The sequence below is a fragment of the Microcoleus vaginatus PCC 9802 genome (assembly GCA_022701275.1).
In the GTDB taxonomy this organism is placed as follows: domain Bacteria; phylum Cyanobacteriota; class Cyanobacteriia; order Cyanobacteriales; family Microcoleaceae; genus Microcoleus; species Microcoleus vaginatus_A.
Genome location: CP031740.1, coordinates 4,712,661 through 4,737,986, shown reverse-complemented (window position 1 = coordinate 4,737,986; position 25,326 = coordinate 4,712,661). Strand labels below are relative to the sequence as shown.

Annotated in this window: 22 protein-coding genes, 4 rRNA genes and 3 pseudogenes; 15 read left to right on the top strand and 14 right to left on the bottom strand. The window is 44.8% G+C overall.

Translation table 11 applies throughout. The features are described 5' to 3' along the window. Nucleotides 1-37: 37 nt before the first annotated feature. Nucleotides 38-447, top strand: a pseudogene (locus tag D0A34_19305) (polyketide cyclase). A gap of 137 nt (nt 448-584) precedes the next feature. Here D0A34_19305 and D0A34_19300 read toward each other — a convergent pair. Together D0A34_19300 and D0A34_19295 are read right to left on the bottom strand one after the other, a co-directional pair. Further along, nucleotides 585-1,058: a TspO protein gene (locus D0A34_19300; GenBank protein ID UNU20734.1), complete on the bottom strand. Its 474-nt coding sequence runs from the start codon at nt 1,056-1,058 to the stop codon at nt 585-587. Nucleotides 1,059-1,359: 301 nt separating this feature from the next. Continuing rightward, on the bottom strand, nt 1,360-1,941 hold the full coding sequence (locus D0A34_19295; GenBank protein UNU20733.1) for a hypothetical protein: 582 nt from the start codon (nt 1,939-1,941) through the stop codon (nt 1,360-1,362). 327 nt (nt 1,942-2,268) lie between these two features. Here D0A34_19295 and D0A34_19290 point away from each other — a divergent pair, with 327 nt between their 5' ends. After that, nucleotides 2,269-2,625 (top strand): zinc ribbon domain-containing protein, encoded by a 357-nt coding sequence (locus tag D0A34_19290; GenBank protein UNU20732.1) that lies wholly within the window; start codon nt 2,269-2,271, stop codon nt 2,623-2,625. A gap of 163 nt (nt 2,626-2,788) precedes the next feature. Here D0A34_19290 and D0A34_19285 read toward each other — a convergent pair whose 3' ends face one another. Continuing rightward, a complete protein-coding gene (locus D0A34_19285; GenBank protein ID UNU22375.1) occupies nt 2,789-3,640 on the bottom strand; it encodes a DUF1232 domain-containing protein in 852 nt (283 codons plus the stop codon). 134 nt (nt 3,641-3,774) lie between these two features. Between D0A34_19285 and D0A34_19280 the strand changes: the two genes are divergently transcribed. Continuing rightward, a complete protein-coding gene (locus tag D0A34_19280; GenBank protein UNU20731.1) occupies nt 3,775-4,599 on the top strand; it encodes an NAD-dependent epimerase/dehydratase family protein in 825 nt (274 codons plus the stop codon). A 77-nt stretch (nt 4,600-4,676) separates the two neighbouring features. On the opposite strand, the gene D0A34_19275 is transcribed toward D0A34_19280, so the two are convergent. The 5 genes from D0A34_19275 to sufB all read right to left on the bottom strand — a co-directional run bounded on the left by D0A34_19275 (nt 4,677) and on the right by sufB (nt 10,999). Then, the gene (locus tag D0A34_19275) at nt 4,677-5,621 is read right to left on the bottom strand and encodes a hypothetical protein (GenBank protein ID UNU20730.1); all 945 of its coding nucleotides are present in this window, start codon (nt 5,619-5,621) and stop codon (nt 4,677-4,679) included. A 117-nt stretch (nt 5,622-5,738) separates the two neighbouring features. After that, a complete protein-coding gene (gene sufS / locus D0A34_19270) occupies nt 5,739-7,001 on the bottom strand; it encodes a SufS family cysteine desulfurase (GenBank protein ID UNU20729.1) in 1,263 nt (420 codons plus the stop codon). 177 nt (nt 7,002-7,178) lie between these two features. Continuing rightward, nucleotides 7,179-8,540, bottom strand: a complete 1,362-nt coding sequence (sufD, locus tag D0A34_19265; protein ID UNU20728.1) for a Fe-S cluster assembly protein SufD — start codon at nt 8,538-8,540, stop codon at nt 7,179-7,181. After that, nucleotides 8,540-9,331 (bottom strand): Fe-S cluster assembly ATPase SufC, encoded by a 792-nt coding sequence (gene sufC / locus D0A34_19260; GenBank protein ID UNU20727.1) that lies wholly within the window; start codon nt 9,329-9,331, stop codon nt 8,540-8,542. Before sufC ends, sufD begins: the two co-directional genes overlap by 1 nt. A 225-nt stretch (nt 9,332-9,556) precedes the next feature. Beyond that, nucleotides 9,557-10,999 (bottom strand): Fe-S cluster assembly protein SufB, encoded by a 1,443-nt coding sequence (gene sufB, locus D0A34_19255; protein UNU20726.1) that lies wholly within the window; start codon nt 10,997-10,999, stop codon nt 9,557-9,559. Between the two features lie 191 nt (nt 11,000-11,190). On the opposite strand from sufB, the gene sufR reads away from it, so the two are divergent. The 10 genes and pseudogenes from sufR to rrf (D0A34_19205) all read left to right on the top strand — a co-directional run bounded on the left by sufR (nt 11,191) and on the right by rrf (D0A34_19205) (nt 16,699). Beyond that, nucleotides 11,191-11,892, top strand: a complete 702-nt coding sequence (gene sufR / locus D0A34_19250; GenBank protein UNU20725.1) for an iron-sulfur cluster biosynthesis transcriptional regulator SufR — start codon at nt 11,191-11,193, stop codon at nt 11,890-11,892. Between the two features lie 222 nt (nt 11,893-12,114). Then, a complete protein-coding gene (locus tag D0A34_19245; GenBank protein UNU20724.1) occupies nt 12,115-12,522 on the top strand; it encodes a hypothetical protein in 408 nt (135 codons plus the stop codon). A 208-nt stretch (nt 12,523-12,730) separates the two neighbouring features. Next, nucleotides 12,731-12,847: ribosomal RNA gene (rrf, locus tag D0A34_19240) — 5S ribosomal RNA — on the top strand. 201 nt (nt 12,848-13,048) lie between these two features. After that, on the top strand, nt 13,049-13,243 hold the full coding sequence (locus D0A34_19235; protein ID UNU20723.1) for a hypothetical protein: 195 nt from the start codon (nt 13,049-13,051) through the stop codon (nt 13,241-13,243). After that, nucleotides 13,221-13,406 carry a hypothetical protein gene (locus D0A34_19230; GenBank protein ID UNU20722.1) on the top strand — a complete coding sequence of 62 codons (186 nt, stop codon included), beginning with the start codon at nt 13,221-13,223 and terminating at the stop codon, nt 13,404-13,406. Before D0A34_19235 ends, D0A34_19230 begins: the two co-directional genes overlap by 23 nt. Before the next feature lie 45 nt (nt 13,407-13,451). Further along, nucleotides 13,452-13,568: ribosomal RNA gene (gene rrf, locus D0A34_19225) — 5S ribosomal RNA — on the top strand. Between the two features lie 249 nt (nt 13,569-13,817). Continuing rightward, a complete protein-coding gene (locus D0A34_19220) occupies nt 13,818-15,377 on the top strand; it encodes a cytochrome P450 (protein UNU22374.1) in 1,560 nt (519 codons plus the stop codon). A gap of 496 nt (nt 15,378-15,873) precedes the next feature. After that, nucleotides 15,874-15,990, top strand: a 5S ribosomal RNA gene (gene rrf, locus D0A34_19215). Nucleotides 15,991-16,185: 195 nt separating this feature from the next. Further along, a pseudogene (locus D0A34_19210) lies at nt 16,186-16,386 on the top strand (hypothetical protein). A 196-nt stretch (nt 16,387-16,582) separates the two neighbouring features. Further along, nucleotides 16,583-16,699: ribosomal RNA gene (gene rrf, locus D0A34_19205) — 5S ribosomal RNA — on the top strand. A gap of 158 nt (nt 16,700-16,857) precedes the next feature. On the opposite strand, the gene D0A34_19200 is transcribed toward rrf (D0A34_19205), so the two are convergent. Both D0A34_19200 and D0A34_19195 read right to left on the bottom strand, forming a co-directional pair. Then, a complete protein-coding gene (locus tag D0A34_19200; protein ID UNU20721.1) occupies nt 16,858-18,720 on the bottom strand; it encodes a HAMP domain-containing protein in 1,863 nt (620 codons plus the stop codon). Nucleotides 18,721-19,720: 1,000 nt separating this feature from the next. After that, nucleotides 19,721-19,936, bottom strand: coding sequence for a hypothetical protein (locus tag D0A34_19195; protein ID UNU20720.1), 216 nt, complete (start codon nt 19,934-19,936; stop codon nt 19,721-19,723). 188 nt (nt 19,937-20,124) lie between these two features. Between D0A34_19195 and D0A34_19190 the strand changes: the two genes are divergently transcribed. Continuing rightward, a complete protein-coding gene (locus D0A34_19190) occupies nt 20,125-20,304 on the top strand; it encodes a hypothetical protein (GenBank protein UNU20719.1) in 180 nt (59 codons plus the stop codon). Between the two features lie 39 nt (nt 20,305-20,343). Here the strand turns inward: D0A34_19190 and D0A34_19185 are convergent, their stop codons facing one another. Together D0A34_19185 and D0A34_19180 are read right to left on the bottom strand one after the other, a co-directional pair. Then, a complete protein-coding gene (locus D0A34_19185; GenBank protein ID UNU20718.1) occupies nt 20,344-20,709 on the bottom strand; it encodes a hypothetical protein in 366 nt (121 codons plus the stop codon). Between the two features lie 76 nt (nt 20,710-20,785). Then, nucleotides 20,786-20,998: pseudogene (locus tag D0A34_19180) on the bottom strand (DUF2281 domain-containing protein). Between the two features lie 209 nt (nt 20,999-21,207). On the opposite strand from D0A34_19180, the gene D0A34_19175 reads away from it, so the two are divergent. After that, entirely contained in the window at nt 21,208-22,068 is an 861-nt protein-coding gene (locus D0A34_19175) for a carboxylating nicotinate-nucleotide diphosphorylase (protein UNU20717.1), read from the top strand. A gap of 208 nt (nt 22,069-22,276) precedes the next feature. Here D0A34_19175 and D0A34_19170 read toward each other — a convergent pair whose 3' ends face one another. Continuing rightward, nucleotides 22,277-23,305, bottom strand: coding sequence for a peptidoglycan-binding protein (locus D0A34_19170; protein ID UNU20716.1), 1,029 nt, complete (start codon nt 23,303-23,305; stop codon nt 22,277-22,279). A gap of 490 nt (nt 23,306-23,795) precedes the next feature. Further along, entirely contained in the window at nt 23,796-25,124 is a 1,329-nt protein-coding gene (locus tag D0A34_19165; GenBank protein ID UNU20715.1) for an insulinase family protein, read from the bottom strand. Nucleotides 25,125-25,326: the final 202 nt, after the last annotated feature.

The window sequence follows — 25,326 nt, the reverse complement described above, 5'->3', positions numbered from 1 at the left end:
CTCAATATCTTTACTTATCTGTATTAGGGAACCAAAAGTGAAAAGGCCCAAGCAAGTGATCCAAGACTGGGTTTCTGCTTATAACGCTCGTGACCCTTACGCCCCGATCGAGCTTTATCACGAGGATGCACAGAACCATCAAGTTGCCTTTGGCGATCCTCTAAACGGGCGTGAGGCATTGCTTGAGAGTTTTGTTACCTTCTTCCCAGCCTTTCGAGACAATTACACGCACGTTGAGAATCTGTTTGAGGATGGCGAGTGGGCGATCGTCGAGTGGACTGGTGGCGGCACATCTCTAGGTGAGTTTGGTGGCAACCTACCAACTGGCAAAAGTTTTACGCTGAAGGCTGTGGCTTCTTTCAGGTTGTTGATGGCAAAATCCATTTTCAACGCGGTTACATAGACAAGCACACTTGGTTCATGCAGCTTGGGTTACCGATATCATAAGCTTCCAGTTGTGCAACTGTACTATTATTTTGCATCAAGTCTTTGCTGACTAAAACCTGCGTTGCAGGTAGATACTACCGAAAAAAGGTGCTTTTTCCCGATGCTTGCAATCCCCTTAAAAGGACTAATTCCAGAGCCTAAACATCCGCCGGATTGAGGTGCATCATGACCCAAGTGGTGTAAGTGCCGATCGGACTCCAAAGTATGTAAGGCAGCAATAACAGGGCGGCCGGCTCCGAAACTGGCAACACAGTTAAAGCTAGGATTACGCTTAAAATAGCGCCCGTTCCGCCGATTATTGTGCCGACTTTTAGGCTCCTAACTTTGCACATAACCGAGGTGTAAGACATAGTTACTATTTCTAAAAGCAGGTACAAACCCATTCTCAGCCAAGTCTCCTGAGTTCCCGGTTCTTTTTCCCAAACAATCACTGCTGACCAAGTTGCACAAATAAAAATTACTGTCCAAATTAGGGGAATTGCTCTTTCAAATACTAGCCATCTCGGACGCCGCAAGCGGTTGAACCATTGGATGTCGCTGGGCGGGATTATGTTAGCAGCTAGTGCTACTATCAAGGCGACGCCTCCAATTACCATCCAGGATTTAATCATTTTTTTACCTTGGGCGAGGTTGACAGGTTCAATTCAGCAGATATTATCTCTAATTTTAGCGATCGCGCAATCAGTCCCCAGTTATATTAGGTTGGGCTGAGTCGGGAAACCCAACATCAGTTGAAAAGTAATTTAGACTTCTGGGAAACCTCAATTTATTCTCTTCAATTGTCCTTCATAATATAAAAAACTTGACTCTTGCTCCCTCCCCTTGACCAGGGGAGGGTTCGCGGGGGCTTTTCAGTAAATTTGAGCAGTAAATTTGACAAAAAGTCTCTTAGTCTTTCACAAAAATCGGCGACTAGCCAAGCCGATGATGCTGTTCTAATTCTAAACTAGAGTCATTCTCTTTTTTGGGAACCAGAAGCGTATTTTCGCTGCTCGGTTGCAACACGGCTTTAATCACTTGGAGAAAACGGTTAGGCTTTTTAGCTTGACCATTGAGAGTGCGGCGGTCTTGCACTTTTTTAGAAAGGTGCCGCATCACAGATAAATCGAGTTCATCTATGAAATGGTCGGCTATACGTTCTCCCATTAAATCAATAGCTTCAGCATACTGATCGGTCAGCGTTTCTATGGCATCGTATGCTTCGTCAGCAACTTGACTTGCTACTGTTTTATTGTGGTCGCCTGGTGTCTGGGAATGGCTGCGGCGTCGATCTAAAAGACTTTGGTAGTCAGCAATGCTCATTCCCAAATTGTAAAGATGGTGGTGAGCGTGATCCATCAAATCTACTTCACTGGGATAGAAGAAACCGCGAGTGCTGTTGATGCCGTGCAGTTTTGCCCAACGCCGCAGAGTTGTCTCCTCTTGCAGTTGGTATCGCTCCAACATTTGAGCTGTGTTCAGCTCTACTTCTGGCGTAACTTTGAAATCGCTCATCGGTAAATCCTCGCTGGTGAGTAAATAAATAAAATTGAAACTTAGAATCTGTGATTTGCGTACAGTCTGAAAATGACGATCAATCCTGTGACGGCATTGAGGGAAGTATTGCGGGCATTTGCTAGCCGTCGATCGTGCGATCGTTGGATCGATTCAGAGGATTTCAGGGTAGCGTAGTTTTGGGCTTTGTCTCGATCGCATCCGGGAGCAAGCACACAGGGTTAATAATATAGCTGATTTAAGGTTTTAACAACCGTTAAAAATAGTAAAGTTTGATTGTTGGGCTTGAATTATTAGTAATGTTGAGCTATAATATTCTCAATTACCGTGCAATTAGTAATTTTAGTAGTTGCAAACGAGATTCTTAGTATGCCTGTATACGATTATTTTTGTCCCAAAAACAACCAGCAGTTAGAAGTTTCCCACAGCATGAACCTGGAAGTTTCGACTTGGGGCCAACTGTGCGAGTTAGCTAAGTGCGAACCCGGGGACACTCCGGCAGATGCTCCGGTACGCCGACTGCTGAGCGCTCCGAGGTTGATGAAGCCGACATCCGACACCGATTATAAAAATTCGGGTTTCAGCAAGTACGTGAAGCGGGATGAAGGGGTTTATGAAAATGTCACGGCTAAGGATGGTGAAAGCCGTATTGTCAATCGAGATGGCAAGCCGATTAAAGACTGAGAATCCACAATAATCAAGTTTTCAGTTGAGTCAATTACAGATATTGGGTAGGGACACGGCACTGCCGTGTCCTGTATTTCATCGGATTGACAACTGCTATATTATTTAGATTATATTATTCCGATGCAGACCCAAACAAAACGCTCCACCGGACATAATATTATTAGCCAAACCAATCTTTCATTTTTTGTTTTGCTTGTTCTTTAGTATCAGCATTAATGTATACTGACACAGTAGCTATTGCCGCCAGCAAGACTCCCAAATCGTCGGTAAATCCGATACCGGCTAATATATCGGGAATGGCATCGACAGGAGATATAAAATACGTCAAAGCTCCAACTACAACTCCTTTTGCCCAAGCAGGCACGTTTGGGTTTTCAGCCGTATAGTAGAGAATCAAAGCTTTTTCAACTACTTCTCTTCCTGCGGTTAAAGCAAAGTTTTTAATTTTAGTCCAAAAACTTTCATCTGAATAGTTAATTTTGGGGTTGCTGAGGTTTGTTGTGGTTCCTTTTCGGTCGATTAAATCGAGAGGAATGCCCTTATTTTTGAGCTGGGAAACAGCAGAATTGAAGGAGGCTGATGCCTGATTTTTATTGGGCGCGGCTTCTCGTATTTGTTTCATGTCTGCGATGAATTCCTGCATGGCTTGGATTTGTAAGTCGGAAACCGCCAGCAGTTTTTTTGCGGATTGGATCGCCTCGCTTTCTCCGGGATGCAGCGTCTTATTTGCCCCAGCAATGTTAATTAAAAAATACATGACTCCCAAACGCAGCGGTTCTTCTGACTGGCTGAGTGTTTGCAAACAGTCGCTGAGTGATGGAGGACGGGCTGTGTAGGATTGGATTTGAGTCTTTGCAGAGTCAGAAAATTTGTCTAAATTTATGGTTTTAAACAACAAATCTAGTTCGTCAATATCAACGGAACCATCGGCGGCTGCGATCGCAAACAAAGAACCATAAAAAGCTAAAAGTTCGCTTTCTGAGGAGGTGGCAAAAATATCTCTCTCGGACACGATGCTACTCGGATTGATAACGATGCTTTGCATTTTCTCACAAAACTCCGCTCGAAATGATTTCGGCACCTGCATTCAAGGGCTGCGGAAACCGGCAATAATTTTAGAGAGTATGACACAAGGGAGAATTTTTTATGAAAGTTGCGATCGTCGGCTGCGGCTATGTGGGTACTGCGACAGCCAAACATTTACGCGGCAAATCTGATTGTACCGTGACGGCGACAACTACCACGGCGACGCGAGTAGTTGAGTTGGAGGGTGTCGCGCAGCGGGTAGCCGTGCTCAAGGGAAATGACAAAGATGCAATGACGGCCATACTGCAAGAACAAGATGCTGTTATGCTGTGCGTCGGTGCTCCAAATCCTCATGCTTATCGGGAAAGTTATTTAGATACTGCGACAACTTTAGTATCGGTTTTACAGCAGATACCGACAGTAAAGCAGGTTATTTATACGGGTACTTATTCTGTGTATGGCGATCGCCAAGGTGAATTGGTAAATGAAGATTCTCCCGTAGCGCCTGCTAATCCCAACAGTGAAATTCTCGCAGAAACAGAACGGGTTTTATTAGCAGCAACGAGTCCAAATCTTCAAGTCTGCATTCTCCGTTTGGGAGGAATTTATGGGCCAGGGCGAGAATTAGTTAAAATTTTTGGACGTTGGGCTGGGAACACTCGTCCCGGTGCGGGGGAAGATTCTACTAATTGGGTGCATCGAGATGATGTTGTTGGGGGGTTAACTTTTGCTTTGGAAAATCGATTGCAGGGAATCTATAATTTAGTCGGGGATGTGTCGCTATCCAGTCGCGAATTACTCGATCGCATTTTTGAAACTCACAATTTGCCGCCAGCTTCTTGGGATGGAAGTCCTAGTGTGCGGCCTTATAATGCGAGGGTGTCGAATCAAAAGATTAAAGCGGCTGGTTATCAATTTGTTCATCCTGAGATTAGGGAGTTTTAGTTGGGCGATCGCTCTTTTTTTGACTGCCGATGTAGGCCGATAGACGCGGAGGAACGCCGATAAAGAAAGAGCGAGCGCTAGATTAAATAATTATCTCGATAACGTTCCTCTGCCATTTGTCGTGCTTCAACTTCATTCCATTGCTGGATAGGTCGTAAAGTTTCTACAGTTGTCAATTCATCGGGAATTGGTGTACCTATTATTTGATTGATTACTTCTGCTATTACCCGACAACAGCTTTGTGGCCAACAGACTACTTGCTCCTCAGCAAATCTAATGACTATCCATCCTTTTTCTAAAAAGAGTTGATGGCGCTGATTTTCTTGGACAAGCACTTCGTAATTTTTAGGCTCACCGGTTTCATAGTTATAAGGTTTGTCTATTGTTATATCAATACGTAAATTTGTTAATTTATCAAAATAAGAAATTTCTATACAGTAACGTTGATAGGAGTGGGCTTTTTGGATAATTAAATTGTTATAAATCTTATCGGGAAATAATTGCTGTAAGTTATTATAAAATTTACTTTCAAGCCACTGAGACTTTGTACTGACAATTATACCTTCAGGAGGGATTGTTTTTATGATAATGTCTTTAATTATCTGATAGCGATACTGTTTTATTTTTTCAGGTTTTTGGGATTTTGCTATCTGCCGTTTATGCTGAATCTCACGCTTTTGCCATTCTGCTAACAAATCTTTATTATCGCGCATTTGTTGCTTGTATTGATTAAGTGTTCGTAAGTAAGACATTTGTTGTTGCCAGAAGTTCAAGGCAGTAACAAAAATCCCCCCTAGAGAAATATAGACAGTGATGATAATATTTCTACTGGCAATTAGAGAAATAGTTGCAAAAGGAATAATTAATGGGAGAGATTTATAAAAAAACAAAAATACATCAATTGGTTGGGGCTTATAACTAGGAGGTAAAGGTTTTGGTTCACTAAATTTCCATGTAAATGGAACTGCATCCAGAGCTTGAATAACAGGGTCTGGCATGAGGATAATAGGATATTGATTCATGTTTTTTAGTGGTTGTATTATTAAACTATAATACTCAACTATTTTCACGAGATATTCCGCTCGGCAAAGGCAAACGATTTTCTACTAACAAGGTGGGCATTTGCCCACCTCACCAAATTATCCCATAATCCCACCAAAAAAGTCGATCGTCTCTTTCAACGCTTTCACAAACACATCAATCTCCTCGCGAGTATTGTAAAAATACAAACTCGCTCTGGCAGTAGATGAAACGTTCAAATAGCGGTGCAAAGCTTGCGTGCAGTGATGCCCGGAACGAATCGCGACTCCCTCCTGGTCTAACATGGTAGACAAGTCTTGAGGGTGAATTTCTCCCGCAGTAAATGCCGCCAAAGCTGCCCTACCTTCGCCGTTACTGTCTGGTTGTGGCCCGTAAATTTTGATTTCGGGAATTTGCCGCAATTGTTGGAACATATAAGCAGTCAATTCAGCTTCGCAAGCGTGAATCTTATCCATGCCAATGTTACTAAGATAATCGATTGCTGCACCAAGGGCGATCGCCTCTCCGATTGCAGGCGTGCCGGCCTCAAATTTGTGCGGCAAATCGGCATAGGTGGAATAATCGAGGAACACGTCAGCAATCATCTCACCGCCGCCGAAAAACGGAGGCATTTCTCTTAGCAAGTCCAGCTTACCGTACAGAAAACCGATGCCAGTCGGAGCGCACATTTTGTGGCCGGAAGCAACCAGCCAATCGCAATCTATTGCTTGCACATCTACTATCATGTGCGGCACGCTTTGACAAGCATCAATTAAAACTTTTGCGCCGAAACGGTGAGCAATCTCGCAGATTTCTTTAACAGGACTAATGCAGCCTAAAGTATTAGAAACGTGAACGGTAGACACCAATTTAGTTCTATGGGAAATCAGCGTTTTAAACTGTTCCAAATCAAACTCGTTAGTTTCCGTTAACTCGACAAACTTCAGCACCGCACCGGTTCTTTGAGCCATCATTTGCCACGGCACGAGATTGCTGTGGTGTTCCATTACCGACAGGATAATTTCATCTCCGGCTTGCAGATTGCTCAAACCCCAAGAATAAGCAACCAAATTAATCGCTTCGGTGGCGTTGCGAGTGTAAACAATTTCTTGCCGCGACGCGGCATTCACAAACGCCGCAACTTTGTCTCTAGCACCTTCGTAAGCATCAGTCGCTTTGGCGCTGAGAGTGTGAGCGCCGCGGTGCACGTTTGCATTGTATTGTCCGTAGTAATCGCGCCAAGCGTTGAGCACGGCTAGGGGTTTTTGAGAAGTAGCTGCATTGTCTAGATAAATTAGCGGTTTACCGTTGACTTTTTCATTCAAAATTGGGAAGTCGCCGCGAACTTTTGATGCAAGTGTTTTTTCTTGAATAAGTGTCATAAATTTCAGAAGTTAGTATGGTTGCTGATTATGGGCGGGCTATTCGCCCACCCCACAAGAATATTTATTGTTGTGGCACAGGCTTCGACGCTGTTGCTGATTATGGGCGGGCTATTGGCCCACCCCACAAGAATATTTATTGTTGTGGCACAGGCTTCGACGCTGTTGCTGATTCTTTTATCCTTGGATAGCCATGCAGGTAGAAAGCATTTTCGCCACGCCAATAATTGGCAACTGATTGAGAATTTCGGCTGCAAAAGCATCAATCAGCAAATAGCGGCTTCTTTCTAAATCCAAACCGCGACTTTGCAAGTAGAAAAGCTCATCATCTTCTAACTGGCTGACAGTTGCACCGTGGGAACATTTAACGTTGTCGGCCACAATTTCTAACTGCGGTTTGGTATCTACACGAGCTCTCGGCGACAGCAACAAATTCCGGCTCAACTGTCCGGCATCTGTCAATTGTGCGGCTTTGCGAACGAAAACTTTGCCGTTAAATACAGCGCGAGCTTTGTTACCGATAATGCACTTGTGCAATTGGCGGCTTGTACCGTGGGGGTGATTGAAATCGATTAAACTGTGAGTGTCAGATAACTGTTCCCCAAAGGCTACGGTTAAGCCATTTAGAGTTGTTTCAGTGGCTTCGCCACGCTGAAATACTTCTAAATTGTGCCGCGATATTTTGCCTCCCAAGCTGATAGCATGGCAAGTGTAACGGCTATTACGAGATTGCTCGATCGCACTTGTGCCGATATGAACAACCTCCCCACCTTCCCGCTGCAGCCGAACGTGATTCACAGTGGCGTTTTCGCCGACAACAACATCGGTTACAGCATTAGTAAATGCAGCGACATTACCGATAGTTGCGTAATCCTCAACCAGCGTGACATTGCTTCCAGGCTCAGCTATGACCAAGCAGTGCGGCTGGGACATCGTGGGAGATGCACCAGGCGCTGTCAGGAACAGCAAGTGAATCGGAAGGTCGATCGACATATTGGCCGGCACGAACACCACCGCAGAATCAGCCAAACCCGCAGTATTCAGCGCTGTAAACACCTCGGTTTGCTGTCTGTGCTTGCTCAAAACATCGCTGATGCGCCCTTGATATTTTTCGGGTACATTGGATAGATTACCTGCGTAAAAGTCGATCCTCTTCGAGGGCTCCGCTAACGGCAAATTCGGAAAAACCGACGACTCCACCGTTGACAAATCCGGCGCATAAAAACCGTTGACAAATACCAATCTTAAGGGTAAATCATCCCGATTTTTCACGGGCATAATGATATCAGCCAGCTTAACTTTTGACTGATTGCTCTGCGGTATATGAAAAGGAATTTGCAACACCGACGACAAATCAGTAAAGCGCCATTCTTCATCCCTCACCGTCGGAAAACTCGAAGAAAGCACGTATTGCGTCGCCGCCTCCCGCAAATCCTGCAACCCGTAAGCCGGAGTTTTGCTATTAGCAGCCTCCAACTTGCTGCACTGATTCACCAAATCAGTCAAAAACATTTCCCTACTAGCAACTTGCGTATTCATCATCGCGCGCCTACTCCTGCTGCTTCCTCTTCCCCAACCCAGTCATAACCGCGCTCTTCCAATTCCAGCGCCAACTCTTTCGGGCCAGTCGTGATAATTCGGCCACCTTCCATGACGTGAATAAAATCAGGAATAATGTAATTCAGCAACCGCTGATAGTGAGTAATCACCAACATCGAATTTCCAGCATTTGACAACTGATTCACACCGCCGGCGACAATCTTGAGAGCATCGATATCCAAACCCGAATCAGTCTCATCTAAAATAGCTAATTTCGGTTCCAACAGCGCCATTTGCAAAATCTCATTCCGCTTTTTCTCGCCGCCGGAAAAACCCTCATTTACGCTGCGGCCTAAAAAAGAATCATTCATCTTGACAATATCCAGCTTGTCCTCGATTAAATCTTGGAAATCAAAAGCATCCAATTCTTCCAAGCCGCGATGTTTGCGGTGAGAATTGTAAGCCACGCGCAAGAAATCCAGATTGCTAACGCCGGGAATTTCTAAAGGATATTGAAAAGCCAGAAATACGCCAGCCAGAGAACGTTCTTCCGGCGGTAATTCCAGCAGATTTTGACCCAAAAAAGTAACTTCTCCGCCCGTTACCGTATAAGCAGGATGGCCGGCTAATATCTTGGATAAAGTGCTTTTGCCCGAACCGTTCGGGCCCATAATCGCGTGAATTTCACCCGATTTAATTTCCAGATTCAAACCCTTAAGGATTTGGGTATCTTCCACATTCGCCGTTAAATCGCGGACGGATAGCACCACTTGACTATTTTCAACAATCATCTATTTTTGTCCTTTGCCTCAATGCACTTTACAGTTTTTTCTTCTCGTTCTTCTCGTTCCTAGGCAGAGCCTATGAATGCGTGTCGCGAGGCTCTGCCTCGTTGGAAACGGGAGAGAGAAATGTGAGGCAGAGCCTCTAGATATGCGTTACCAGGCAGAGCCTGGTAACGAGGGTTTCTCGCCCGCCAAAATATTTTATTCCTTCTTCCTTCTTCCTTCTTCCTTCTACCCGACACTTCCTTCGAGTTTCAGACTCAACAGCTTATCAGCTTCCGCCGCAAATTCCATCGGTAACTGATTGAAAACATCTTTACAGAAACCGCTAATCATCATCGAAATAGCATTTTCTGCGGAAATTCCCCGCTGTGCGAAGAAGAACAATTGCTCTTCCCCAATCTTAGAAGTAGAAGCTTCGTGTTCCACTTTAGCGGTGTGGTTCTGCACTTGAATATAAGGGAAAGTATTCGCTTGAGCGTTGTCGCCAATCAGCATGGAATCGCACTGAGAGTAATTGCGAGAGCCTTTAGCATTAGGTCCCATTTTCACCAAACCGCGATAGCTGTTGGATGAATTTCCCGCCGATATTCCCTTAGAAATAATCGTGCTGCGAGTATTTTTGCCAACGTGGATCATTTTGGTGCCGGTGTCAGCTTGCTGTTTGTTATTTGTCAGCGCTACCGAGTAGAATTCGCCCACCGAGTTGTCGCCGACTAACACGCAACTGGGATATTTCCAAGTAATCGCGGAACCTGTTTCTACCTGCGTCCAAGAAATCTTAGAATTAACTCCCTGACACAAACCCCGTTTCGTCACGAAGTTGTAAATGCCGCCTTTGCCGTTGGCGTCCCCAGCGTACCAGTTTTGCACTGTCGAGTATTTGATATCCGCATTGTCCATTGTTACCAATTCCACGACGGCGGCGTGCAGTTGATTGGTGTCAAACATCGGCGCGGTGCAGCCTTCTAGGTAAGATACAGAACTGTTTTCTTCTGCGACAATTAGGGTGCGCTCGAACTGGCCGGAATCTCCGTTGTTGATGCGGAAATAGGTTGACAGTTCCATCGGGCATTTGACGCCTTTGGGAATGTAAACGAAGGAACCGTCGCTGAATACGGCGGAGTTGAGGGCTGCGAAAAAGTTATCGCCGACTGGTACGACGCTGCCCAGATATTTTTCTATTAATTCGGGATAATCTTTGACGGCTTCTGAGATGGAACAGAAAATAACACCATCTTTGGCTAACTTTTCTCTAAATGTTGTGGCAATTGAAACGCTGTCGAAAACGGCGTCAACTGCGACATTTCCGAGGCGCTTTTGTTCGGAGAGGGGAATTCCTAATTTCTCGAAGGTTTCTAGCAGTGTCGGGTCTACTTCGTCCAAACTGTTGAGCTTTTTGGGCTTTTGTTTGGGCGCGGAATAGTAGATAATTTGTTGGTAGTCGATCGCGGGATAGTTGACGTGGGGCCAGGTGGGCTCGCTCATTGTCAGCCACTTGCGGTATGCTTTGAGGCGGAATTGCAGCATGAATTCCGGTTCGTTTTTCTTGGCGGAAATCAGGCGGACTACATCTTCGCTCAAGCCGCGGGGGATGGTGTCTGACTCGATGTCGGTGACGAAACCGTATTTGTAGGGCTGGTTGACTAAGGTTTTGACTGTGGTAGAACTCATTATTTTGCGTGTTCAGTGTTCTAGATAATGCTCTCTGGATGGCAGACGGGGCAATGCCTGTCTGGGCTTGAGCGAGTTCTGCTGGACTGCTCTGGGAAGTAAAACAACAATTTTGTTGCTTTACTATATTTTAAGCTACATTAACAATAGTGATATTGTCAAAGTCAAATTAATAATTTTTTGTGAAGATGATGGAGACTACTCAGCAGACTTCCACGAAACAAGAGATCCTGCAATATTTGCTCAAGGGGGGGCAGGGGACGGCTCTTGAGTTGGCGGAGTCTTTGGATATCAGCCCGCAGGCGATTCGCCGTCACTTGAAGGATTTGGAAGCGGAGGGGCTGATTCAGTATCAGTCGGTTCAGGCTGGGATGGGGCGGCCGCAGCATATTTATGAGCTTACCAGTCTGGGGCGCGATCGATTCCCGAATCGTTACGGCGATTTTGCAGTCTCTTTCTTGGATACTTTGGCGGAAACCGTCGGCCGCGAGCAAGTGATTACTATCCTGCGAAAACAGTGGCAGCGCAAAGCTACGGACTACCGGCGGCTAGTGGGTGCGGGTTCGCTGCAAGAACGGGTGACTAAGTTGGTGGAACTCCGCAGGGCTGAAGGTTATATGGCTGAGTGTTATCCTGTAGAATCTGTAGAGGTTGGGATGTGCGATCGCGCTGGTTTGGGCGATCGATTTGTGTTGATGGAACACAACTGCGCGATTTCTAATGTTGCTGAAACTTTTCCGAGTGTGTGTGGCAATGAGTTGGAAATGTTTGCAGCGGTTTTGCCGGATTGTATTGTGGAGCGGACTCACTGGATTATTAATGGGGAACACCGCTGCGGTTATTTGATTGCAAGAAGGAAGGAAGAAGGAAGAAGGAAGAAGGAAGAAGGATGAGGGAAGGCATTACACGGATTTTGACACGGATACACGGATGGGTGTTTTTACTAATTACCAATTACCGACCGCACTACACGGATTTTGACACGGATACACGGATGGGTATTTTTTGCTTTTACCAATTACCGACAGCACTACACGGATTTTGACACGGATACACGGATAGATGCTTTTACCGATTATCAATAACAAATAACAAATAACAAGTAACTAATAACTATGGAACCGCTAGCAGATTTTTTAAAGCCGGAAGAGTGTGCGGAAGTTGATATGGCGCTGCTGTCGTCGAAGGAAAAGTTTTCGGCGCGGGTGGCAATTTATGCTTTGAGGGTGCTCAAGCAAATTGCTGGGGAGACTGGGAAGCCGGTGGCTGAGGTGACTAATGGGCAGGTGATGGATTGGATTAAGAATGATGAGAGTATTAAAGGGTCGATCGAACTTGATGCTAGTTTTGAAAACTTTTTTACGAATTTGGTGGTGGCGTCTTTGCGGCCTTTGAGGCAAATTGCGACAGAAGCCGAGATCCCGATCGAACAATTAACAGTTAAGCAGGTTGTGGCGTGGTTTGAGAAGGACGGGAAGATTCGCAGAGAACAGGGAACCGAGGCGGCTTTTTTGGATTTGTGAGTTAAAGGTCGATCAACCGCACCCCCAAACCAGACCTCAAACCCCGATAATTCCAGCGGTTTCGGGCGAGCGAAAAAAAGTTTTGCCAAAGGGGTTGACAGACAAAGGAAAACTTGATAAGGTAATTAAGTCGAGCGAAAGAGATGCAGCGCATCAAACTTAACATTAAACTTAACGCAGACACAGGATAAAAAGTTTTAAAAGCTTTCCTGGTGCTTATGATGTAATGGAACCACTCCGATCCATCCCGAACTCGGTTGTTAAACGTTGCTATGGCGAAGATACTCGGCGGGTCACTGCCCGGTAAAATAGCTCAGTGCCAGGTTAATAATAAACTAAAGCTCTTTTCCCGCAACAACGGAAAAGGGCTTTAGTTTTTTGGTGAATTATTACTCATCTACACAACAGCAAGTCTTGGGCCTGCAGGATGCTTAACCCCTATTTCCCACAAGAATTGTTGAAGATGTCTTTGGTGCGAGTTTTGTAGAAATCTCAATATTCTCCGCCAGCAGCAGATTTTGGGTCGATCGAACTTGATGCGAGTTTTGAAAAGTTTTTTACGAATTTGGTGGCGGCGTCTTTGTGGCATGAGAGGCAAATTGCCACAGAAGCCGAAAGGGCGATCGAACAATTAACACTTAAGCAGTTCGTGACGTGGTTTGAGAAGGACGGGAAAATTCGCAGAGAGCAGGGTGTGGATGCGGCGTTTTTGGATTTGTGAGTTAAAGGTCGATCGGCCGCACCCCCAAATCCGGCCTCAAACCCCGATAATTCGAGCGGTTTCGGGCGAGCGAAAAAAACTTTTGATAAAGGGGTTGACAGACAAAGGCAAACTTGATACAGTAATTAAGTCGAGCGAAAGAGATGCAGCGCATCAAGCTTAGAATTAAGCAGAACGCAGACACAGGATAAAAAGTTTTCAAAGCTTTCCTGGTGCTTATGATGTAATGGAACCACTCCGATCCATCCCGAACTCGGTTGTTAAACGTTGCTATGGCGAAGATACTCGGCGGGTCACTGCCCGGTAAAATAGCTCAGTGCCAGGTTAATAATAAATTAAAGCTCTTTTCCCGCAACAACGGAAAAGGGCTTTAGTTTTTTGGTGAGTTACAGATGTTTGTAATATGACAAGTGCGTAAGTCCAGAGCTTGTTGCGTATTTGAAAAGGAGTTAATGCTAGAGCCACATCAGGCAATTACCAAGTCGAACGTTTTATATTTAATTACGTTGACTTACTTAATCTCCATTTCAAGGTAGTATATGGGTAATAAAAAACTATGGACTTGGGCAGATTTATGTTTCAAAGCATTACTTCTCAAATAAATGGTTCTTCTTCCTTCTTGTCATATTTAGTAATAGTATTAGCCGTTACTAGCATAGCGTCTATACTGAGTTGGCGATGGTGGAAAGGCAAGGAAACGTATAAATCGCTACAATCTCTCCCGTCGCCTCCCCAATATTGGGTGTTAGGAAATCTACCACAAGTATTAGCAGCAGTAAAACAGAAGAAATTATTTCAGCTATTTTTTGATTGGAGCCAGCAGTTAGGCCCGATGTACGTCATCTGGAATGGCAGGACTCCATCTGTGATTTTAAGTAAACCAAAAGTAATTGAAGATACCATTATCAATGGGATGAGAGATGGTAGCTTAATTAGATCCAAGGAAGTACGTCAAGCATGGAACGATATGAGCGGTTCTATTATGCTCGGAGAAACTGCAACCGAGTGGCAGTGGCGACGCCAGGCTTGGAATCCAGAATTTAGTTCGAGCAATATTTCCAAATATCTGGAAATAATTAGCCAAGCTTGCGAACAAGTCATTGAGACACTGAAACAAGTTGCCCCCCCAAAAGAGGTGGAAGTAGATCCTCTGTTTGTGGAACTAACAATGAGGGTGATTTCCTCTTTTGTACTAGGTATCCCTGTAGATAGAAATAGTATCAGTCAGGAAGGTTCTCCCCTGGAAGTTAGCAAGTTGTACGAAGCGATGTCTATTGTAGGCTATCGTTTCCTGCGACAAGCTACGGGGGAGAAAAGATGGATGAAATATTTGCCAACTCAGAATTCACGGGATTATTGGGCAGCAAGGCGATATTTAACGGAATTCCTTACTCCCCGTGTAGACTTAGCTTTACAGATGAGAGAACAAAATCAAACTGATTTCCCACAAGTCAGTAGTTTGTTTAGGGAATCAATGTTAGTCAAAATCGCGGCTAAAGAACCCAAATACGATCGTGAAACCTTAATATCAGAATCGATTGAACTATTAATCGCGGGTACTGACACCACAGCCCATACTTTATCCTTTGCAGTTGGCGAATTGAGCTTAAATCCAAGAGTATTTCAACAAGCACGAGATATCGTTGACCAAGCTTGGCAAAAACAAAGTGGGATCAACCTAAAAAACCTCAAAGAATTGGCTTATATTCGTGCCATTATCAAAGAAACACTGCGCCTTTATTCAGTTGCCTCTGGCTCAAGTCCATTGGAGACTGAACGGGATACTCTAATTGACGGTACAGTGATTCCGCGTGGGACAAGAGTATCCTGGTCAATGCTTGCAGCCGGAAGAGATCCAGAAGTTTATGCTAATCCAGAGGAATTTTTGCCCGAACGTTGGCTAGACAAGAATAAGGAAACAAGTTCACTGCCAATGATACACTTTGGCTCAGGGTCGCATCGTTGCTTAGGAGAGCATCTATCAATGCTCGAAGGAACAATGATGTTAGCATTATTGGTGCGCCACTTCGATTGGGAGTTAGTTAACGGTCGTTCTTCTCTCGAAGAATTACAGCAAAACCTGTTAATTTATCCGTCAGATCGAATGCCAGTACGCTTTCGAGAGAGAAACTAAGCCTAAACCTTTCAAACACCGCAATTTTTAGGAATATACAAGATAGCCCGATTAGCGCTCTTCTGTCATTCTAAGCAGAGGAAAATAGGTAATCAGGGGTAAAATTCGTTTGAGCAATAGGAATGGGAAAGAAATTCATCAAAGAAATCCGCCTAGGAAATCCCAAAGATTCTTGCGGAACCGGAAACATCTTCAACCAGCTTTGGATGAGATTGAAGTAGATACAGCATATTCCATTTATATGCGGTACATACAATTTTGTTGTAAGTAAGGTGCGTTGCCATCAACAATCTGCAAGTTCCATTGAACTATAATAAAACAGTGGCGCACCTACATAACACGTACCACACAATATAGCTGCTACTGTACTTAATAAACCTGGAATATGGTGTAAGTAAGGATGAGTGGAAAAATGATCCGTACTTTTGATGCAAAATCTTATAGTCCTAATAATTGTCTCTTTGAGTCGTCATTTATTTTAACAAAATCATAACAACATCGTGCTTATGATGTAATGGAACCACTCCGATCCATCCCGAACTCGGTTGTTAAACGTTGCTATGGCGAAGATACTCGGCGGGTCACTGCCCGGTAAAATAGCTCAGTGCCAGGTTAATAAAAAACTAAAGCTCTTTTCCCGCAACAACGGAAAAGGGCTTTAGTTTTTTGATGGATTATTACTCATCTACACAACAGCAAGTGTTGGGCCAGCACGATGCTTAACCCCTACTTCCCACAAGAATTGTTGGAGATGTCTTTGGTGCCAGTTTTGTAGAAATCTCAATATTCTGGGCCAGCAGCAGATTTTGGGTCGATCGAACTTGATGCGAGTTTTGAAAACTTTTTTACGAATTTGGTCGTTGCGTCTTTGCGGCATGAGAGGCCAATTGCGGCAGACGCCGAAAGGGCGATCGAGCAATTAACAGTTAAGCAGATCGTGGCGTAGTTTGTGAAGGACGGGAAGATTCGCAGAGAGCATGGTGTGGATGCGGCGTTTTTGGATTTGTGAGTTAAAGGTCGATCGGTCCCACTGGCAAATAATACGTCAAACTCGGCTATTGGGGGCAGTTTCGGGCGAGCGAAAAAAAGTTTTGACTTTGGGGTTGACAGACAGGGAAAAACTTGATAAGGTAATTAAGTCGAGCGAAAGAGATGCAGCGCATCTGACTTAACGCAGACACAGGATAAAAAGTTTTCAAAGCTTTCCTGGTGCTTATGATGTAATGGAACCACTCCGATCCATCCCGAACTCGGTTGTTAAACGTTGCTATGGCGAAGATACTCGGCGGGTCACTGCCCGGTAAAATAGCTCAGTGCCAGGTTAATAATAAATTAAAGCTCTTTTCCCGCAACAACGGAAAAGGGCTTTAGTTTTTTGGGGAGTTAGGCGAAAAGAGAAAGTGAATATTACAACTAAAACCTCATAGCAGATAACCTCCAATGCCTAACAGATAACCTTTCGGCGGTGGGGCGCATTTTGTTAGACCGCATCACGGATTTGCTGCTGGACAAGGATTTGAATCACAAACTCGGTTCCCTCACCAGGTATTGAGCAGCAATCTAACTTACCGCCATGTTTCTCAGTGACAATCTGATAGCTAATCGCCAGCCCCAGGCCCGTTCCCTTACCGACAGACTTTGTGGTGAAGAATGGATCAAAGAGGCGTTTCTGAACAGATTCAGACATTCCCGTTCCGTTATCAGAAATTGCAATTTTTACCCACTTTGAATCAATCATGGCAGTCCGAATGGTAATCAGGTTGGGATTTTCCTTAATCTCCTGATAGGTTCGTTTGACGTTGGCTTCTTCCAGCGCATCAATCGCATTTGCCAGGATGTTCATAAACGCCTGATTGATTTGACCAGGATAGCATTCTATTAGGGGTAGATTACCATAATCACGAATTACTTGAATCGCTGGACGCTCTGGTTTATCTTTCAAGCGATGCTGCAAAATCAACAACGTGCTATCAATGCCCTCATGAATATCAACGGCTTTGAAGTCAGCTTCATCCATTCGTGAAAAGTTGCGGAGTGACAAAACAATCTGGCGAATGCGATCGGTGCCGAGTTTCATGGAGTCGAGGACTTTAGGTAGATCGGCTTGGATAAACTCCATATCAATATCTTCCGCCTCAGCTTGGATTTCGGGTGCTGGGTCGGGATAGTAATTCTGGTAGAGTTGCACCAAACCTAATAAATTGTGGGCGTATTCCTGCACATGAGTCAAGTTGCCGTGAATGAAGTTGGCTGGATTGTTGATTTCGTGTGCCACCCCTGCCACCATTTGCCCCAAAGCAGACATCTTTTCGCTTTGCACCATTTGAACCTGAGTGCGTTGCAGTTCCTCTAAGAGTTGTTGCAACTGGGTATTTTTGTCGCTGAGTTCTTGGGTTCTTACCTCCACTTCAGATTCAAGCGTTTGGCTGTAGTTTTCGAGTTGTTCGTTGGCTGTTTTCTGTTGCTGTAACAGTTGTTGAACAGCGCGAATTAATTGGTTAAAGGCATTGGCAAGCATTCCAATTTCATCATCTTGCTCAACAGTCGCTTGTAACTCAAAATTAGATTCTTCAGTAGTTCGTCGGGCAACGCTGGTAAGAGCTTGAATGGGTTGGGCAATTGCTCGGCTGGTCAAAATTGCCAAAAGAATGGCGATCGCAACAGACAATCCGATACTTGCAACCACCAATTTCTCAGCAACTTCACTAGCCTGTTGATATGACCTTGTTGCTACCTCAAGTTCTTGGTAAGCATGGTCAATAAAACCCACCAAATCATCGGAGATGCCATCGTATTCAAGCGCCAAATCGCTGTTGGTAAATTCCAACATCAGGGCTTGGGCTTGCTCAACATCAGTGGGTGACGCAAGATCCAGACTACGAATTCGTTCAACTCGGCGTTCTAATTCCTGTGAGTAGAGTTGTGGTACACGGTCATAGGTTTGCAAGAAGGCTAGAATCGTTGCGTGGTGTACATTATCTTGCCGACTATGATACTTTGCCACAAATGCCTTAAGTTCAGCCCAAATTTTTTGGATTTCAGCTTTATGCTTCAGCAAGTGAGCATATTCATCTTGAAATTTTTCTGGGTATTGCGCTAAAGGAATGAGTTGTTGTTGGTGGGTTCGGGCTTGGAGAACACGAGATTGCAGACGCTGCAGAAGTTCCACTTCGTTACGCGCGTGTTGTTCATGCTCTTGAGTCTCTTGTTGATAATGATCCCCAACTCCAAAACCAGCAATTGTTCCACACACAGCAATGCCTAGAGCAAGGGTGTATCCTAAACCGATCTTTTGCCCAACTCTGAGACTGGATAACCGTTGTCCTAAACTCTGGCGCACCATATAACCTTCTCTAGCCCTACAGGAGATTTGCTTGACCGAGTGCCCCCTATTTGCTCATTTTAAGCCTTTAAGTTTGAAAACGGAAAACTCCTATGTTTAGGATAGGTTTTCCCTTACAGGGTTTACGTCTTGAATTTACGCTTTTCTAAAGGCTCTACCTAAATCGTGCAGAACCGCGCAGTAGATAGTCACCCCGCCCGTTCCAATGTTACCCGCAAACGCCGAACATCTTTTTTGTATTCTAAATTAGCACAACTCTCCGAATTCTACCTGCTGAAATTTCGTGCAAACTTCCCGTCAGCGCTACTTACCCAGAGTAAAGTCTCCGCCTGCTCTTGAGTTAGATGAAGTGCTATAGCTTTTAGTGTAGCTTAAATTCGCTATCGGGCCATTAGTCATTACTTCTAAGCGATCGACTTCCTCGAACCATTTTGCCCAAGCTTTAGCAATATCGTCTGGGAGTTTGGGTTCAGCTATTCTATTTTTATGCTTGTGCATCACAAAGTCGATAAAGTTGCTACCTTATGGCAAGAATGATTCTGGAAGTTGGTGCAATTTGGCGATCGCAATATCACACATAGTCATAATAATTGCCCATGGCAGTGGTTTTTATTTTAATACAATCATAACAAGCGATCGCCCTTAATTTTAGCAGTCAATAGTGGGCGATCGCCTTCCCCCTTGCTCCTGGCCTGAATAGCGCGCAAAAGTTGCGACCTAAACTGTGCTATATCTCAGACCAATTTGTCGAAGCAATTGAGTCAACTTATCCTTGTCAGCTTCATCCGATAACATATCTACTAACTCTTTGAAGGTAGACAATTCATTTATATATTGCTCGTCAGAGATCTGTGAGAGTAATTGCGGCGGGAAAAATTCCACTAAATCAGGTTCATTAGATAAAATATCTATAGGCTTTCTCAGAAATATGGAGTACGCCCAAACCTTGTGTTCGCAAGCTTTTTAAGTGGAATTGTGTACCTCATCTACTCAATAACCGCTATACAGCATCTTTCAACTTAGACAAGTTCCTACTGTACTTCTCGTCAGATAAAATATCTACTGCCTCTTGTAATTTAGACAATTGGTTTTTGTACTTATTAGAGACAAGTTGGCCTAACGTCTTGTCATCATAGGTGAGAGCGACTAACTGTTGCAGCTTAGATAAATTAGTCGCGTACTTCTCGTCAGATAAAATATCAACTACCTTTTTCAACTTAGATAAATCGTTCTTCTGCTGATCATCAGATAGCAGTGAGGATAATTTTGTTTCGGTACTGTTTCAGTATCGACTGATCCCGTGTCTTCCCACTTTTGAGAAATGACCGCATCACAAATGCTGTACCCGATGCAACAAGAGCTGCACCGCCGGTGATTAAACTGAGTCCACCAAGAGGCGAGAGGGTGGTAGTGATAGCAGCAGCACACGATAATGTACCCGTTACTCCCAAAGCACTTGCAGCAGTCCAAGCAGCTAAAACAGTTGCCGTACCGGCGAATGTTCCTGTAGCAAATGCAATTCCCAGATTTTTTTATCTTCGCTGCCTCAAGTGCAGCGAGGAGCAACGACGAGCTAATTTGTAGGAGTTCAGGTGAGCTTATTTTTGCTGTGGTTTATTACTTCTATTTCCCGCTTGTCTTGCTTGAAACAGACTTTGGCCACGCCTTCGCTTCCTCAACAAACCTCTCTGAATTATGTTCCGGCGTTGCAATTAAGGCTGCTTCAATGTTTGACCACGGAACGAACAAGTCAAAACCGTTGAGGGTAAGGCTAATCCAATCTATCAATGTCAATCGAATACCATTACCATCAACGGTTTGCACTTCGCCTACATAACTACGGAGAGGCGCTGTGCCCTCACGAAGCGTTAAAGCAACCCAAAATCCGGCTGCAATAGTCTGGTCTTTGTATTTTTCCATCGCCATTTTGATTTCTGTGTTCCTTAGTAAAGTCATCCATATCATTATAGCACCAACACCTAACCTCACTATACATTGAATGCCCTTTATTCATTAACTATGTTGTTGGAATACTTGCTCTAACTCAGATAATGAGTTTTGTAAGTTAAGTTGCCTTAAGCGGCTCATCAAAGTCATCAGGCAACGGTAGAACAAACATTCCTTTCATTGTCCCGGCAACTCGACGTTTCTGTGTCGGCTTTTCTTGGGTTGAGTTTTTAGCCTGCTTTTTTATCAAAAACTCAATATAATGAAGCACTTCTGTCTGAAGAGACTCAGGGAGTTATGCTAATTTTTCTAAAATGACTGGCTGTATCATGGTTTCTGCTCGCGACCGCCCCATCTACTCCCTTAAAGCACCAACACCAAATGTCAGCAACAGAATACCCCATGATCTAGCCCGATCGCCATCACTCTACCCAAATCCAGATCGCACTAACACCATCATAATTGTGCAACTTGCCTAAAATCGCCCGATCGACTATTCTTCCTAGTAGATATCATCTTGATATAACAACTGACAAAAATATGACAGCAATATTACCGCCTTGGATAGTTTTAGACTCGCTATTGCACAACTGGCTACTAGAAGATATCGGTAGGGGCGATCGCACAACATCGGCCTTATTTCCCGCAAACAGCATCCAAGGTACGGCTAAATGGATTGTCAAAGAAGCTGGAGTCATTGCCGGATTGCCAATTGCCGATCGCACATTTAAACTTTTAGACAGCAGCCTCAGTTTCATCCCGCAAGTACCGGAAGGGAAACTGTGCGAAAAAGGAGAAGTAATTGCCGAGATTTCCGGCAATTTCGATGCGCTGCTAACCGGAGAAAGAGTAGCATTAAACTTGGCAATGCGTTTGAGTGGCATCGCTACTTTAACTCAGAAATATGTTGACAAAATTGCCGATTTGCCCGTGCAATTAGTGGATACCCGCAAGACAACGCCGGGATTGAGATTGTTGGAAAAATACGCAACTCAAGTCGGTGGTGCTTGCAATCACCGGATGGGATTAGATGACGCGGTGATGATTAAAGACAATCACATTGCGGCGGCTGGAGGAATTGCAGAGGCGATCGCCCTAATTCGCAATTCTATCCCCTATCCGCTGACGATCGAAGTCGAAACCGAAACTCTCGCCGAAGTAGAAACAGCTTTGCAGCACAAAGCCGATATTATCATGTTAGATAATATGTCCTTTGATTTGATGCGGCAGGCTGTGGCAATAATTCGCCAAAAGAGCGATCGGGTAAAAATTGAAGCTTCCGGCAATGTTACTTTAGAAACAATTAGAAGTGTAGCGGAAACCGGAGTTGACTATATTTCTACCAGTGCTCCGATTACGCGATCGACTTGGCTCGATTTGAGTATGAAAATTAATAGTTAGTTGACTGTTGACTGTTGACTGTTGTTATATCAAATGCGGGTTAAATACTGTCTTTATCTCTTAGTCTCTTAGAGAGGGACTTCGTTTATCTTCTCGCGTTGCTAGGCGTTTCAAGCGCTTAGTGATAAAGAAGTTAATAACCCCGGGTTTAGTATCATTAGTCAATAGTAACAATGCCAATTCCCAATTACCAATTCCCGATTCCCAATTACTTAGAGATAAAATGAACCCAAAAATTCCCGTCAGGCATACAGAGGCTGCGGATTAAGCGGTAAGTATAGTGCAAGTAAGCACCGCTGACACTTGTATCGTAGCCACTTCGGAACCACTCACCATAGGGATCGTGGACGAAGAATCCCTCGCTGTCGTAGCCTGAGGCAACTATAATGTGACCGAAAGACGTGAAGTATCCGTGGATGACAGCGGGATTTCCAGTGGCGAGCCAATCTTGAACATCATCAATAGTTGCATTCTCGGTAAAGAAATCTTGAGCGCCGTAATCTTTAACAATCTTTGCTAAATCGTAGGGGTCCCAGCGACTATAACCTTTGGCGATCGCATATTCGTAGAGTTCGTCTTCATATTGCCCGGTTTGTTTGCGCCGTGGCACCCTCAAAAAGTCCATACACATCGCTAATGAAGTTACATTGCAAGAACCTGTAGGATTATTCAAGTTATCCAGTTGCGATCGGTAAGGAATGCCCAGCCTGACAGTTGGGGGATTCGGTTTGGGATAAAACAGAACGCTGTCTTGAGTAATTTGAGCGTGTGCTCCAAAAACATACCAAATTCCTGAACCTTTGAAAGACTCGTTGCGGAGAGCAACTCTGATGTGACCGCGAGCCGGAGCAAAAGCCAGAATCTCAAACTCTTTTCCGGCTGGTATTACTTGTTTTTCCGAGTCGTGAATTTGAGAAGACGCCAGCGGTTTTGATTTAAAAATGGTGTCTCTGAGCGTTTTCAGGATCAGGGGATGCGTGGGAATCTCCTCTGGTTTGGTTTCAATCAGCTTTTTGGCTGTGACTGCTCCCAAAAACCCCGCTTCGCCGCACTTCATCAGAGTTTGAAATCGGTGGAGGGTGGCGGTAGAGAGAGGGCCAAAAATTCCGTCTACGGGAGGTTTCAGTAAACCCAGGTCAATGAGGCGGCTTTGAATTTGGCCACTGAGTTCGTCGTCGGCAGCAATTGCTTTGGCATCGTACCTAATTTTTGAGTTGAGAAAGTTTTGTAATTTCATGCTTGCGTGCCCCTGTCAATCGATTTTAGATTCTAGATTTTAGATTTTAGAATTACGATCGCCTATCAATCCGGTTTCCCTAGACTAAATTGCTTGCTGGTCAATAATTCCCAGTTTATCGTCTCATAAAATTACGGTAATTTTGCCGAGCAATCGATTTTAGATTTTAGATTTTAGATTTTAGATTTTAGATTTTAGAATTACGATCGCCTATCAATCCGGTTTCCCTAGACTAAATTGCTTGCTGGTCAATAATTCCCAGTTTATCGTCTCATAAAATTACGGTAATTTTGCCGATCGCCCGTACCTTAAAGGCTTCATATTAATTATTTGATACAAAACCTTCAAGGCGCGGGTCGATCGAATTTCACGCACTATTGACTAAAAATCCCTCGTGCGCGTTGACATTGTTTCTGCCGAATGCCGAATGCCGTTGGATGGTTCAAAAGCAGAGGGATGGCAAAATTGCCCTGTTGAGGCGATGTCCAATTCATGCTTCGTCGGGGCGAATTACCACAACACCCATCGCGTCGGGAGAGAGATATTTGACGGCGGCATCTCGGAGATCCTCGGCAGTCTGAGCTTGGATGCAGGCGGCATAGTTGAGGGCGGGAGCGATATCTCCTACCATCGATTGATAGTAACCATACAAACTTGCTCGATCGCTCGGAGTTTCGTTACCAAAGATAAACCGATTTGCTACTTGAGTGCGGATGCGGGAAATTTCGGCATCTGTCACCAGTTCGGTTTGGAGAGTGCGGATGTGTTGGACGATCGCAGCTTCCACTGCAGCCAAGTTTTCTGTCGGTAGTTGAGCGGAAATTGAGAATACGCCGCCTAGTCGCTGAGTCATGTTGCTGACCGAAATTGACGAAACTAGCCCTTTTTCTTCGCGCAAATCCTGAACCAAGCGAGTTGTGCGGCCGTGACCCAATATTGTCGCCAAAACGTCGAGGGCATAAGTTTCGGACATTTCCATGAAACCAGGCACTCGCCACATCACGATCAGTCGGGCTTGCTGAAGGGCAGAGTCTACAAATTCGCGACGGACTGTTTCTGTAAACGGCGATTCTTGGCCGTAGTTCAGGATTTGGGATTCTGGGTGAAAGTTGCCGACAGCAGGCACATTTATTTTGTTGTTTTGTGCTGTGCTTTTTGCAGCAAAACTGTCTGCGACAATTTCTATTAGTTGATCGACTGGCAAATTGCCGACAGCTACGGCTGTCATCGCCCCTGGCTGATATCTGCTGCTGTGGAAATCCCGCATTTGTTGGGCTGTCAACTGTTCGATTACTGCAGTCGGGCCGAGTACGGGTCGCTTGTAGGGCAGGACTTCAAATGCTAATTCCATCGATCGCTGATAGGTACGGCGGCGCGGATTGTCTTCCGATCGTCTAATTTCTTCTAAGACTACCAGCCGTTCTCGATCGAAGGCGTCGTCGGGAATGCTGGCGTTGAGCAACACATCGACTTGCAGGGGAGCTAGTTCGGCAAAATCTTTAGGGGCGGTGGTGATGTAGTAGTTAGTGTAATCTTGGCTGGTAGCAGCATTGGTGACAGCGCCGCGTTGTTCGATCGCGCGCTCAAATTCGCCACTGGGAATGCTCGGAGTTCCCTTAAAAATCATGTGTTCTAAAAAGTGAGCCATGCCGTTAATGTCGTCTGGTTCGACGGCTGAGCCTAAATTGAGCCACACGCTGAGGTTAACAGCATCGACCGGCAAGTGTTCGGCTATAACGGTGAGGCCGTTGGGGAAATGGCGGATTGTTGGGGCGTTGAGGGGCGATCGGGCGGAGGTTTTGAGTAGGGTGGATGTCATTGTGCTTTTAAATTTATCTTGTTCTCTATATCTTAAAGCGTCTTTAAGGAAGGGCTCAGGCATTCGGCATTTGGCGCGAAAAATGCCCTTGGATATGGACGGTAATGCACGCACCGAGTTTTTGGTCTCCCGGAAGAAGTCTTGTTAACGTATTTCTGCGATCGCGATCATTAATTTATCCTAATAGTTGCCCAAGTCCTCT